Genomic DNA, 12,917 nt, shown 5'->3' on the forward strand with positions numbered 1-12,917 from the left:
TGGATAATTCTCATTACGTAAGTAAAATCACCCGGCATGAACCAGGTGGAAATGTAAACTGCGACAAATTTAAGAAGAATTCTTCTTATTCCCAAATCGTTAGTAGAAAATTATTTCAAATTTTTCATGTAAATTAATTTTTTCGTTTCAAAAAACTCTTCTTCGAAAAAATCAGGAATGTTGTAAATAGAAACTCTATTTCTGAAATCCTTTATCTCTTCCTCAAAATCTCCCCCCTTCAGATACAGGATTCCATTAGCCAAATCATTGAAACTACTTTCACGTATACGATTCCTTGTCAAGGAGACAAAAGCAGGGAAAGCCGTCACCGCACGACTCACGATAAAATCAAATTTTTCTTTCATCGTCTCTACCCTCACTTGTCTTGCCGTTACATTTTTCAATCCCAAAGCTCCAGCAACACCTTCCACCACCTTAATCTTCTTCCCGATAGAATCCACCAGAAAAAAATCAACCTCCGGAAACATAATCGCTAACGGGATACCCGGAAAACCTCCGCCAGTACCGACATCCAACACTTTAGTTCCCCCTTTGAAAGAAATCACCTTTGCTATCGCCAACGAATGTAAAACGTGGTGCACACTCAACGCATCTATATCCTTCCTCGAAATCACATTAATCTTTTCATTCCACTCCCGGTAAAGTCCCTCCAATTGTCGGAACTGTTCTACTTGCTTATCACTTAACCCCGTAAAATATTTTTCAACAATATCCATAAACATGAGATTCACTTCCGATTATATATTGGCAAAAATAACAAACACAACACACCGACCACAATATACAACAACGTCATCGTGCCGTGTGTCAATAAAGCAAACGTCTTCGACAGGCTGGCAATCTCCTCCGTATGCGGTAAATAAATCATCAGAGCGGCCACCACCATAAAATGCCATGCTCCCACCCCTCCCTGCACCGGAGCCACCATCCCGTAACTAGAAAGGACAAAGACGGTTAACCCAACCATCGGACCCAAGTGTGAAGTAAACTGAAAGCAGAAAAAACAAACGTATAGCATCAGAAAATACATCAGCCATATAAATACCGTATGTCCGATAAATAGCCATTTACGCTCCACGTTCTTTACGGTTAACAACCCCTCTTTCATTCCCGACAAGAAACGATGTAACCGGGTGAAGAAAACACTTTTCCGCACAAACCAAAAAAATCCCATTATTCCCACGATCAGCACCCCCAACGCCACGTAAGTCCAAGAAGAATGAACCATCGTGTATAATTTCTGTTTAATCTCTTCGTTACTATCTAGGAATATTCCCACCTGTTTAAATTGTGAGACAACAACAATCAAGGTAAGCAACAGCAACATGATCATGTCAAATACCCGCTCGGTAACGACTGTCCCCAATAACTTCGAGAAGGGCACGTTTTCATATTTACTCACCACACCACAACGGGTAAACTCTCCCATTCGGGGAATCGCCATATTAGCAAAATAACCAATCATCACCCCCATAAAACTATTCATGAAAGAGATCCGGTACCCCATAGATTTCGTCAACATCTGCCAACGCAGAGAGCGACTCACGTGGCTAAGTAAGCCGAAAACTATCGCTACCCATATCCATGTGTAGTCGACATCATCACACAAAACCTTCATCAAGTCATCGAAATTCTGATCCCGATATACCAGCCAGAACAAAAAAATTGTTACCAGCAAAAAAGCAAAAAACTTTATAACCTGTTTATAAAATGGCTTCATCCACAAAATTCGTCAAGATTGACACTCTAATAATTTTCACAAATCAAAATAAAAGCATTATTTTGTAAGTCGGTTGCAAAAGTAAATAAATAATTGGAAGTTTAACCCATAACACCCTGAATTCATACTATGAGTATCGTTCGAGCAAAAAAACATCTGGGGCAACATTTCTTGAAAGATCAAAACATCGCCTGCAAAATCACGGCGAGTTTATTACCTGTTACCAAAGGAGTACTGGAAATCGGACCGGGCATGGGTGTACTGACACGCCATTTATTAAGAGACACCAGGTTTTCCGTGCTTGCCATTGACATCGACCAGGAATCCATCGAGTATCTGCACGCAGAACTACCTGAACACAAAGAGCAAATTATATACGGGGATTTTCTTAAATCGGATATTCGAAATTTTTATACCGAACCTTTCTCGATTATCGGAAATCTTCCTTATAACATCTCGTCGCAAATCTTTTTCCGTATTTTGGAAAACCGGGATCTGATTCCCCAAGTTGTCTGCATGATACAAAAAGAAGTTGCCGAGCGCATCAGTGCCCCTCATGGGAGTAAAACGTATGGTATTCTAAGTGTCTTCCTGCAAACATACTACGACATCGAGTATCTTTTCACCGTGGGCGAACAAGTTTTCGACCCGCCACCAAAAGTAAAATCCGCAGTCATCCGACTCACCCGGAATAAAAGGGAAAAACTCGATTGTGATGAAAAGCTTTTTTTCAATATTGTAAAATCGGGCTTCAATCAACGACGAAAAACCCTACGAAACTCTTTAAAATCAATTATTCCTCCGGATTTTGCCTCAGAAACATTATCTTTGCGTCCGGAACAATTGAGTGTAGAAGATTTCATTACACTATGTAAAGAAATTGGGCAGGCCAACAAGTAATTGATGAACTATGCAACAGTTTGAACTCTCAGAAGAATTAGTTTCCCAAATTGAGGGACTGATTAAAGCTAATAACAAAGAGGATGTAGCCAAACTGGTAGAACCTCTTCATCCGGCAGATATTGCCGAAATCATGAATGAATTGGACACCAAAGAAGCCCAGTTCCTATTTCTGCTACTAGATGAAGAGAAAGCAGGAGACGTTCTAGCTGAAATCGAAGAAGACGAAAGACAACGATTTATCGATTCATTTCCCCCGGAAGTTATCGCCAAACGTTTCGTGAACAACATGGACACGGACGATGCTGCCGACCTCGTGGGTAGTATGCCTAACGAACAGCAGCAGGAAGTCCTTTCACACATGGAAGACCTCGAACAAGCGGGAGACATCGTCGATCTGTTGCATTACGATGAAGATACCGCCGGAGGACTTATGGGTAAAGAGTTGGTGAAAGTCAACGAGAATTGGACCGTCCTCACCTGCCTCCGTGAACTTAGCCGACAAGCAGAGAACCTAGATGAAATATTCTACATCTATGTTGTTGATGACGACAACATCTTGAAAGGAAGACTTTCATTGAAAAAGATGATTCTTTCCCCCACATCCACCAAAATACAAAGCATATACAACCCGGACGTAACCTACGTGACCACGGACGAACCAGCAGAATCCGTGGGACGCATCATGCAGAAGTACGACTTGGTTGCCATCCCCGTGGTTGACTCCATCGGACGGCTTGTCGGACGAATCACTATCGACGACGTGGTTGACGTGATCCGGGAAGAAGCCGAAAAAGACTACCAGATGATGTCCGGTATCTCGCAAGACGTGGAATCATCTGACACGATCTGGGATCAAACAAAGGCACGCCTTCCGTGGTTAATCATCGGTTTATTCGGTGGAATGCTCGCGGCTTATATGATTTCTTTCTACGAGGCGGACATCGCTCTATTTCCTGCAACGGCCATGTTCATTCCTGTTATCACCGCCATGGGGGGAAACGTGGGCATCCAATCTTCTGCTATCGTGGTGAAAGGACTTGCCTCTAACACGCTAACGTCAAAAAATATATTCCAGAGCATTTCAAAAGAAATTTCATGTGCGGTCATAAATGCCTGCATCTGTTCTTCGATCATTTTTATCTTATCACTTTGTTTCAACTTGACATCGCTTGCCATGCCTATCACGGTAACCACCTCCTTGTTTATCGTGATCATGTTCGCATCCTTGTTCGGGACTGCATTTCCTCTATTACTCAACAAATTAAAAATTGACCCAGCTCTCGCTACCGGTCCGTTTATCACCTTAACGAATGACATCATCGGCCTAAACATCTATCTTTTCACGGGCAAAGCTATCCTAGGCTGTTTAATGTAACAGGACTATTGGCACAATTTGAATGCGAATAATTACGGAAAAAATTGATTAATTAAAAGAGTGTTGCTAACTTGCACACCTCTTTTAAGAGATGAGCTAATAATAAAATCATAAGAAATCAAAACAAAATAACTTGCTATGTATCAAGGAATCAAAACAGTATCATTTGAAGAGGCTGTAAAGGTTGTAAAATCCGGAGACCGGATTCACATTCACAGTGTGGCTTGTGCCCCCCAAGGTCTAATTCAAGCTCTTTGCAACAGAGGACGTGCAGGAGAATTGAAAGACGTGAAATTACAACACTTACACACGGAGGGTAGCGCCCCGTATGCAGAAGCAGAATTTGAAGGAATCTTCTTCTTGGAGTCCTACTTCGTGGGTAGTAATGTACGAAAACCAACTCAAGAAGGGTATGCTGATTATGTACCCGTTCATTTGAGTGAAACCCAAAAATTGATTAGAAGCGGTATTCATCCGGTTGATGTTGCCATGATTCAAGTTTGCCCTCCGGACAAACATGGTTATGTATCTATGGGAACCTCCGTTGATGCCACGTTAGCAGCCGTACAAAACGCTAAAACAGTTATCGCTGTTATCAACCCGAATGTTCCTAGAGCATGGGGAGATGCCATTATCAAATTATCTGACATCGATATTTTTTGCGAGGATGACACCCCGCTTATCGAGGCTCATCCGGCAACATTAACAGAACAAGATATTGCCATCGGTAAAAATGTAGCCTCCTTGATCGAGGATGGAGCAACCCTACAAATGGGAATCGGAGCAATCCCTAATGCTGTACTTTCTCAACTGGGGAACCACAAAAACTTGGGTATTCACACGGAAATGTTTGCTGACGGCGTATTGCCTTTGTATGAAAAAGGTGTTGTCAACAACATGAACAAGAAATTTGACAAAGGTAAGATCGTATCCACATTCTTGATGGGATCTAAAAAAGTATATGACTTCATCGATGATAACCCAGGAGTTGCCATGATGGACGTGGGCTACACGAACGATCCGTTTATCATCGCACAACAACCCAAAATGACGGCTATCAACTCGGCCCTTTCCGTTGATATCACGGGTCAAGTAAACGCCGACTCTTTAGGTATCAAATTTTACAGCGGTAGCGGTGGTCAATTAGACTTCATCCGCGGTGCAGCAGCCAGCGAAGGTGGAAAACCGATTATCGCCTTACCGGCAGTAACAAACAAAGGCGTGAGCAAAATCTGCCCGACCCTATTAAACGGAGCTGGAGTTGTTACCACTCGTTTTGACGTACACTACGTTGTCACGGAATTCGGTATTGCAGACCTTTATGGCAAAACACTTCAGGAAAGAGCAAAAACCTTAATCAACATTGCTCACCCCGATCACCGTGAAATGCTTGATAAAGCAGCATTCGAAAGATTTGGTAGTCACTACCACTTCATTTCAAAATAAAGATCAAAAGAGGGAGCAGTTGCTTCCTCTTTTTTTTATTACTACATTTGTATAGTCGTTACAGGTCCATTGAGATATTTTACTTAAACCTGTAGCTAAAACTTGTAATCAGAACTACCATGATGGACTGGAATAAATTATTATCATCGAGACGTTATCAACCGGGAAGTACGATCACCATGTTTCGCTCTCATGACCGATCACAATTTCAAAGAGACTATGATCGTTTAATCTTTTCCGCTCCATTCCGACGCTTACAAAATAAAACACAAGTATTTCCCTTACCGGGCAATATCTTTGTACATAACCGTCTAACTCATAGTCTAGAAGTGGCTAGCGTGGGACGCTCACTCGGAAACAAGATTGCACAGTTTGTCAAAACCAAAGAAACACTGGAACACCCGGAAATTCTCGAAGAAATCGGAACCATTGTCAGTACGGCCTGTTTGGCTCATGACTTAGGCAACCCACCTTTCGGACATTCCGGAGAGGAAGCTATTTCTTATTTCTTCACAGAAGGAGAAGGACAATATTTAAAGAAACTCCTGACTGACGAGGAGTGGGCAGACATTAGCCATTTTGAAGGCAACGCCAATACCTTTCGACTATTAACCCACAGCTTTAACGGGCGCAGACCGGGAGGATACACGATGACCTTCACCACACTCGCGTCAATTGTTAAATATCCATTCGAATCCAAAGCCTCCATTAAAGGTCATAAATATGGCTTTTTCCAAAGTGAAAAAGAAATATACAAGGAAATGGCTGAAGAACTTGGCATTATCCAACTCAACACGAAACCACTACAATACGTGCGTCATCCACTCGTTTATCTAGTAGAAGCCGCCGATGATATTTGTTATCAAATCATGGATATAGAAGACTCTCATAAACTAAAAATTCTTTCATATGATGAAACAACACGGATTCTTCTTAACTTCTATGATAAAGATATAGATAAGGAAGATTTAAAGACAATCTCTAAAACCTTCAAAATCGTCACGGATAAAAACGAATGTATCGCATTTTTACGTGCAGGAATCATTAATAAATTAATCAATGCCTGCGCCGACATCTTCTGTCAAAACTACGAAGCAATCATGAACGGGAGCCTCCAAGGCAGCCTGATACAGCACTTAACAGGAACTAACAAACAAGCCTACGAAACCTGTACTGAGGTAGCCTATTCCCGGATCTATCATACAAATATCGTTACACAAATACAGATTGCAGGTTTCAAAATCCTTGCCACCATATTAAAAGAATATATTGATGCCGTTCTGAAACCGGAAACCTACTATGCTCGGAATATTCTATCCGTCATGCCAGAACAATACAAAGTTCATCAAGACGATTCTATATATACAAAGATTCAAACAGTAACGGATTACGTTTCAGGGATGACCGACTCGTACGCTTTAAATTTATATCGCAAGATAAAAGGTATTGAATTACCGGAAATCAGATAATTGCCTTCGGCAAGTTACAGGTTACAAGTTGGCGGGTTACAGGTTCGTCAGACAATTAAAAGTTGAAAACGAGAAAATAAAAAAAGAGCGAGTCGTGTTGACTCGCTCTCCCTAAATTCGGCATCGACCTACTCTCCCACCCGGGGGCAGTACCATCGGCGCTAACGGGCTTAACTTCTCTGTTCGGGATGGGAAGAGGTGGATCACCGTAGCTATAGATACCTTTTAATAAGTTTAGAATTTAGAACGTGGAATTTGAAATGACCTCTCGTCACCCAAAAACACCTTCCAGATTCCCGTCACTTCTCGCGGCCCTCCGGCCGGCGTGACAAATACCCTTGAAGATCGTTTATTCATGCTTTTCTCGCGATTGCCGCTTGACAATCGCCGGGAACGTTAACCGGATCATCTCACCCGCCGAACGTCAACTTTCGGGTGATTAGTACCACTCGGCTTTGCCGTCACCGGCTTTACACCTGTGGCCTATCGACGTCGTCGTCTACGACGACCCTGCAAGGAGATCTCATCTCGAGGCAGGCTTCGCGCTTAGATGCTTTCAGCGCTTATCCCGTCCGCGCGTGGCTACCCTGCCGTACGACTGGCGTCATAACAGGTTCACTAGCGGCGCGTCCAACCCGGTCCTCTCGTACTAGAGTCAGGACCTCTCGAATCTCCAACGCCCACGACAGATAGGGACCGAACTGTCTCACGACGTTCTGAACCCAGCTCGCGTGCCACTTTAATCGGCGAACAGCCGAACCCTTGGGACCTTCTCCAGCCCCAGGATGTGACGAGCCGACATCGAGGTGCCAAACCGCCCCGTCGATATGAGCTCTTGGGGGCGATCAGCCTGTTATCCCCGGAGTACCTTTTATCCTTTGAGCGATGACCCTTCCACGCGGGATCACCGGATCACTATGCCCTGCTTTCGCACCCGATCGACTTGTAAGTCTCCCGGTCAAGCACCCTTGTGCCATTGCACTCCAAGGTTGATTACCAACCAACCCGAGGGTACCTTTGGAAGCCTCCGTTACGCTTTTGGAGGCGACCACCCCAGTCAAACTACCCACCACGCGGTGTCCCCATCACATGGGTTAGATCCCAGACAAGAGAAGGGTCGTATTTCAACGATGGCTCCACGATTCCTGGCGAAACCGCTTCATTGCCTCCGACCTATCCTACACGTCCCGTGCCCGGGAACAACGCGAAGCTGCAGTAAAGGTTCACGGGGTCTTTCCGTCCCGTCGCGGGTACCCGGCATCTTCACCGGAACTACAATTTCACCGAGCTCATGGTCGAGACAGTGCCCAGATCGTTACACCATTCGTGCAGGTCGGAACTTACCCGACAAGGAATTTCGCTACCTTAGGACCGTTATAGTTACGGCCGCCGTTTACCGGGGCTTCAATTTGAACCTTCGGGTCACCCCTGAGCTCTCCTCTTAACCTTCCGGCACCGGGCAGGTGTCAGGCCATATACGTCATCTTTCGATTTGGCATAGCCATGTGTTTTTGGTAAACAGTCGCCTGGGCCATTACTCTGCGGCTCTATCACTAGAGCGTCCTTTTTCCCGAGGTTACAGGACTATTTTGCCTAGTTCCTTGACCATGAATCACTCGAGCGCCTTGGTATGTTCTACCCGACCACGTGTGTCCGTTTACAGTACGGTTCCTCGTCACTTGAAGTTTAGCGGGTTTTCTCGGGGGTAAATTGCCTGGACGCTATCCCCTCGGCCGAGGCCTCGAGGTACTATCGACTTTCGCCTCCGGTGGCGTGCTTGACTACCACCGTCAAAGGGTACGGTCTTCAACGCGCTATTCCGTCAGCGCGCGGTCCATTCATCACCCCGTCACCGCGTCACGGTGACGAGAAGCACGGGAATGTTAACCCGTTTCTCGTCGGCGTCCCCCTTCGGGTTAGCCTTAGAGGCCGGCTGACCCCCGGCTGATTGACATTGCCGGGGAATCCTTGGTCTTGCGGCGTGGGGGGTTCTCGCCCCCATTATCGTTACTTATGCCTACATTTGCTTTTCATGCCGCTCCAGTCACTCTCGCGGGTGACCTTCAACGCTGGCAGGAATGCTCTCCTACCGGTCAGTTCAACACTGACCCCACGGCTTCGGTTGACAGTTTGATGCCCGTGTATTATCCACGCGGGATCGCTCGACTAGTGAGCTGTTACGCACTCTTTAAATGAATGGCTGCTTCCAAGCCAACATCCTAGCTGTCTCCGCGATCCCACCTCGTTTGATCAACTTAACTGTCCATCCGGGACCTTAGCCGGTGGTCCGGGTTCTTTCCCTCTCGTCCGCGGACCTTAGCACCCGCGGGCTCACTCCATGATTTCGTGTTCCAGCATTCGGAGTTTATCCGGATTTGATAGGCGGTGAAGCCCTCGCGTCCAACCAGTAGCTCTACCTCTGGAACAGAACATCACAGGCTGCACCGAAATGCATTTCGGAGAGTACGAGCTATTTCCCAGTTTGATTGGCCTTTCACCCCTACCCGCGAGTCATCCGAAAACTTTTCAACGTTTACCGGTTCGGTCCTCCATCACGCGTTACCGCGACTTCAACCTGCTCGTGGGTAGATCACAAGGTTTCGCGTCTAGCGCCACCAACTCGTCGCCCTGTTAAGGCTCGCTTTCACTTCGGCTAACGGGCCTGAAGCCCTTAACCTCGCTGGTGACGACTAACTCGTAGGCTCATTATGCAAAAGGCACGCCGTCACCATATTTCATGGCTCCGACCGCTTGTAGGCGCGCGGGTTCAGGGTCTATTTCACCCCCCTGCTCGGGGTACTTTTCACCTTTCCCTCGCGGTACTGGTTCACTATCGGTCTCTCGGGAGTATTTAGCCTTGCCAGGGGGTCCTGGCGAATTCAGGCAGGATTTCTCGTGTCCCGCCCTACTCGGGATCCCGCTATCTTCGATGGGGTTGTCGTGCACGGGGCTATCACCCTCCGCGGCTTACCTTTCCAGGTAATTGCACTTCGTCCATCGTCGAATGGCGCGGTCCCATGACCCCGGTGTCGCCGAAACGGCACCGGTTTGGGCTCTTCCCCGTTCGCTCGCCACTACTGGGGGAATCACTGTTGTTTTCTTCTCCTGCGGGTAATGAGATGTTTCAGTTCCCCGCGTTCGCCTCCATTGCTGGATGACCGTCATCTAGACGGTCGGGTTGCCCCATTCGGAAATCCACGGGTCAAGGGTTACTTGCACCTCGCCGTGGCCTATCGCGGCTTATCGCGTCCTTCATCGCCTCCGAGAGCCTAGGCATCCACCGCGCGCCCTTGATCGTTCACGTTCGTTAGCGTCGTGTGTCTTTAATAATTTCACCTTTGCCATCGTCTCCCGACGACGGCGGCTCTGTGTTATTCTACTACATTCTTATACTTCGCGGATCAAATGATCCGTTAACGTTCCAGCATGTCAAAGAACTTCGTCGTTCAATCTCTTGAACTCACGTGGAGAATAAGGGAGTCGAACCCTTGACCTCCTGAATGCAAATCAGGCGCTCTAGCCAACTGAGCTAATCCCCCGGCGTTGTAATTCAAAATGTAGAATCTAGAATGGAGTTACCCCCGTTTTAAATTCTAAATTTCAAATTCTAAATTCAGAATCGTAGTCCCTCGCGGAGTTGAACCGCGGACCTCTACATTATCAGTGTAGCGCTCTAACCAACTGAGCTAAGAGACTATGGTTAACCCGCTAGCGGGCGATTGAAAATAACGTGAAACGCTGTAGCGAGCAGCATGACTCCAGCTCCAGAAAGGAGGTGTTCCAGCCGCACCTTCCGGTACGGCTACCTTGTTACGACTTAGCCCCAGTTACCGGTATTACCCTAGCCCGTTCCTCGCGGTCACGATCTTCAGGTACTCCCGGCTTCCATGGCTTGACGGGCGGTGTGTACAAGGCCCGGGAACGTATTCACCGCGCCATGGCTGATGCGCGATTACTAGCGAATCCAACTTCGTGGAGTCGGGTTGCAGACTCCAGTCCGAACTACGACCGGCTTTAGAGATTCGCTCCGGGTCGCCCCGTGGCTGCCCTCTGTACCGGCCATTGTAACACGTGTGTCGCCCCGGGTGTAAGGGCCGTGCTGATTTGACGTCATCCCCGCCTTCCTCGCACCTTACGGTGGCAGTCTCGACAGAGTGCCCGGCCGAAACCGATGGCAACTGGCGATAGGGGTTGCGCTCGTTATGGGACTTAACCCGACACCTCACGGCACGAGCTGACGACAACCATGCAGCACCTTGCAGGTGGTCCCGAGGGAAAGAGGTGTTTCCACCTCATGCAACCTGCATTTAAACCCGGGTAAGGTTCCTCGCGTATCATCGAATTAAACCACATGTTCCTCCGCTTGTGCGGGCCCCCGTCAATTCCTTTGAGTTTCATCGTTGCCGACGTACTCCCCAGGTGGCTCACTTAATACTTTCGCTTGAACCCTGGCCGTGTATCGCCAAGATCCAGTGAGCATCGTTTACGGCGTGGACTACCAGGGTATCTAATCCTGTTCGCTACCCACGCTCTCGCGCATCAGCGTCAGACCGAGCCTGGGAAGCTGCCTTCGCTATCGGGGTTCCAAGTGATATCTATGCATTTCACCGCTACTTCACTTGTTCCGCCTCCCTCGTCTCGTCTCCAGGTCGACAGTTTCAACGGCGTGCTACAGTTTAGCTGCAGTCTTTTACCGCTGACTTGCCGTCCCGCCTACGCGCCCTTTAAACCCAATAAATCCGGATAACGCTCGCATCCCCCGTATTACCGCGGCTGCTGGCACGGAGTTAGCCGATGCTTATTCGTCAAGTACTGGCAAGGTGGCACTCGTGCCGCTTATTCTTCCTTGACAAAAGAGGTTTACAGGCCATAGACCATTCTTCCCTCACGCGACTTGGCTGGTTCAGGCTCTCGCCCATTGACCAATATTCCTCACTGCTGCCTCCCGTAGGAGTCTGGACCGTGTCTCAGTTCCAGTGTGGGGGACCTTCCTCTCAGAACCCCTAGACATCGTCGGCTTGGTGGGCCGTTACCCCGCCAACTACCTAATGTCGCGCGTGCCCGTCCCGTACCACCGGGGTTTTAAACTCCCCCCCATGCGGGGGAAAGGTCTTATGGGGTGTTAGTCCACGTTTCCGCGGGTTATCTCCCGGTACGGGGTTGGTTGCACACGTGTTACTCACCCGTGCGCCGGTCGCCACCGGGGTATTGCTACCCCGTGCTGCCCCTCGACTTGCATGTGTTAAGCCTGTCGCTAGCGTTCATCCTGAGCCAGGATCAAACTCTTCATGGTAAAAGTTACTTTACAGAAATTTTTATTCTGGCAGGGTCATGTGTATGAATCTCGACTCGCGTCGATTTCCGATTCACGCTCGCTACGTTGTTATTTTCACGTCAATATTGTTAAAGAACTCTTCTTCTCTCTTTTCTCGCGTCGCTCGTTTTAGAAGCGAAAGCGGTTGCAAAGATAAGGCGTTTTCACGTTTCCCTCCAAATCTTTCGCGAAGTTTTTTCGAACTTTTTTTTCGAGCCCCCCGTTTAAAGGTCACTCGCCGGGAAAGATCGTCGTCAACAACTCCAGAACGCCACCGCCACGCGAACTCGCCGTCCCCTCGTCTCGCCCCCCGTTCCGTTTTAGCGGGTGCAAAGATAAGGCAAAGATTCCCCCTTTTCCAAATTTTTCAACCACTTTTTTATCAACTTTTTCAATCAATACTGGTTTTCAACGCGTTCCGGGGAACGTTTCACGGCCCCGGGGCGTGCCTGGAACCGGGAGGGAACGACTCTACCACACGTCAACAAGGTGACAAGGACGTATCAAGGACGCTCCCGAACGTCCTTGATACGTCTTTGATGCGGCCATGATGCGTCTTTAACGCCCGGGAACATCGTGCAAGATACGGGAATGACTCGGAAGTTTTCCTGGAAAAGTTTACTCGAAACAAAGTAAACTTATGTCAGTACCGACGAAATCGAGAGGTTT

The 12,917-nt window shown here is 47.6% G+C and carries 7 protein-coding genes, 2 tRNA genes and 3 rRNA genes; 4 read left to right on the forward strand and 8 right to left on the reverse strand.

Going from position 1 to position 12,917, the window contains the following annotated elements:
* Positions 1 to 110 precede the first annotated feature (110 nt).
* Together rsmG and D8S85_RS08270 are read right to left on the reverse strand one after the other, a co-directional pair.
* The gene (gene rsmG / locus D8S85_RS08265) at positions 111 to 737 is read right to left on the reverse strand and encodes a 16S rRNA (guanine(527)-N(7))-methyltransferase RsmG (protein WP_106625032.1); all 627 of its coding nucleotides are present in this window, start codon (positions 735 to 737) and stop codon (positions 111 to 113) included.
* Positions 738 to 748: 11 nt separating this feature from the next.
* Positions 749 to 1,699, reverse strand: coding sequence for a lysylphosphatidylglycerol synthase transmembrane domain-containing protein (locus D8S85_RS08270; RefSeq protein WP_240648913.1), 951 nt, complete (start codon positions 1,697 to 1,699; stop codon positions 749 to 751).
* A gap of 171 nt (positions 1,700 to 1,870) precedes the next feature.
* Here D8S85_RS08270 and rsmA point away from each other — a divergent pair, with 171 nt between their 5' ends.
* The 4 genes from rsmA to D8S85_RS08290 all read left to right on the forward strand — a co-directional run bounded on the left by rsmA (position 1,871) and on the right by D8S85_RS08290 (position 6,934).
* Positions 1,871 to 2,641 (forward strand): 16S rRNA (adenine(1518)-N(6)/adenine(1519)-N(6))-dimethyltransferase RsmA, encoded by a 771-nt coding sequence (rsmA, locus tag D8S85_RS08275; RefSeq protein WP_106480285.1) that lies wholly within the window; start codon positions 1,871 to 1,873, stop codon positions 2,639 to 2,641.
* Positions 2,642 to 2,651: 10 nt separating this feature from the next.
* A complete protein-coding gene (gene mgtE, locus D8S85_RS08280; protein WP_106480286.1) occupies positions 2,652 to 4,019 on the forward strand; it encodes a magnesium transporter in 1,368 nt (455 codons plus the stop codon).
* 138 nt (positions 4,020 to 4,157) lie between these two features.
* Positions 4,158 to 5,465 (forward strand): acetyl-CoA hydrolase/transferase family protein, encoded by a 1,308-nt coding sequence (locus tag D8S85_RS08285; RefSeq protein ID WP_106480287.1) that lies wholly within the window; start codon positions 4,158 to 4,160, stop codon positions 5,463 to 5,465.
* Between the two features lie 122 nt (positions 5,466 to 5,587).
* Positions 5,588 to 6,934, forward strand: a complete 1,347-nt coding sequence (locus tag D8S85_RS08290) for a deoxyguanosinetriphosphate triphosphohydrolase (protein ID WP_106625033.1) — start codon at positions 5,588 to 5,590, stop codon at positions 6,932 to 6,934.
* Between the two features lie 115 nt (positions 6,935 to 7,049).
* On the opposite strand, the gene rrf is transcribed toward D8S85_RS08290, so the two are convergent.
* The 6 genes from rrf to D8S85_RS21480 form a co-directional block, all read right to left on the reverse strand.
* Positions 7,050 to 7,160: ribosomal RNA gene (gene rrf, locus D8S85_RS08295) — 5S ribosomal RNA — on the reverse strand.
* A gap of 193 nt (positions 7,161 to 7,353) precedes the next feature.
* Positions 7,354 to 10,238, reverse strand: a 23S ribosomal RNA gene (locus D8S85_RS08300).
* A 161-nt stretch (positions 10,239 to 10,399) separates the two neighbouring features.
* Positions 10,400 to 10,473 (reverse strand) — tRNA-Ala (locus D8S85_RS08305).
* 83 nt (positions 10,474 to 10,556) lie between these two features.
* A tRNA-Ile gene (locus D8S85_RS08310) sits at positions 10,557 to 10,630 on the reverse strand.
* Positions 10,631 to 10,702: 72 nt separating this feature from the next.
* Positions 10,703 to 12,227, reverse strand: a 16S ribosomal RNA gene (locus tag D8S85_RS08315).
* Together the 16S, 23S and 5S rRNA genes with 2 tRNA genes alongside form the textbook arrangement of a ribosomal RNA operon.
* A 252-nt stretch (positions 12,228 to 12,479) precedes the next feature.
* On the reverse strand, positions 12,480 to 12,647 hold the full coding sequence (locus D8S85_RS21480; protein ID WP_172726489.1) for a hypothetical protein: 168 nt from the start codon (positions 12,645 to 12,647) through the stop codon (positions 12,480 to 12,482).
* Positions 12,648 to 12,917: the final 270 nt, after the last annotated feature.

Source organism: Butyricimonas faecalis (assembly GCF_003991565.1).
GTDB classification, from domain to species: domain Bacteria; phylum Bacteroidota; class Bacteroidia; order Bacteroidales; family Marinifilaceae; genus Butyricimonas; species Butyricimonas faecalis.

What these genes read in the sequence shown, in the direction of transcription:
- rsmG (WP_106625032.1), bottom strand. Translation starts at nt 737, where the DNA reads ATGGATATTGTTGAAAAATATTTTACGGGGTTAAGTGATAAGCAAGTA.
- rsmA (WP_106480285.1), top strand. Translation starts at nt 1,871, where the DNA reads ATGAGTATCGTTCGAGCAAAAAAACATCTGGGGCAACATTTCTTGAAA.
- mgtE (WP_106480286.1), top strand. Translation starts at nt 2,652, where the DNA reads ATGCAACAGTTTGAACTCTCAGAAGAATTAGTTTCCCAAATTGAGGGA.
- D8S85_RS08285 (WP_106480287.1), top strand. Translation starts at nt 4,158, where the DNA reads ATGTATCAAGGAATCAAAACAGTATCATTTGAAGAGGCTGTAAAGGTT.
- D8S85_RS08290 (WP_106625033.1), top strand. Translation starts at nt 5,588, where the DNA reads ATGGACTGGAATAAATTATTATCATCGAGACGTTATCAACCGGGAAGT.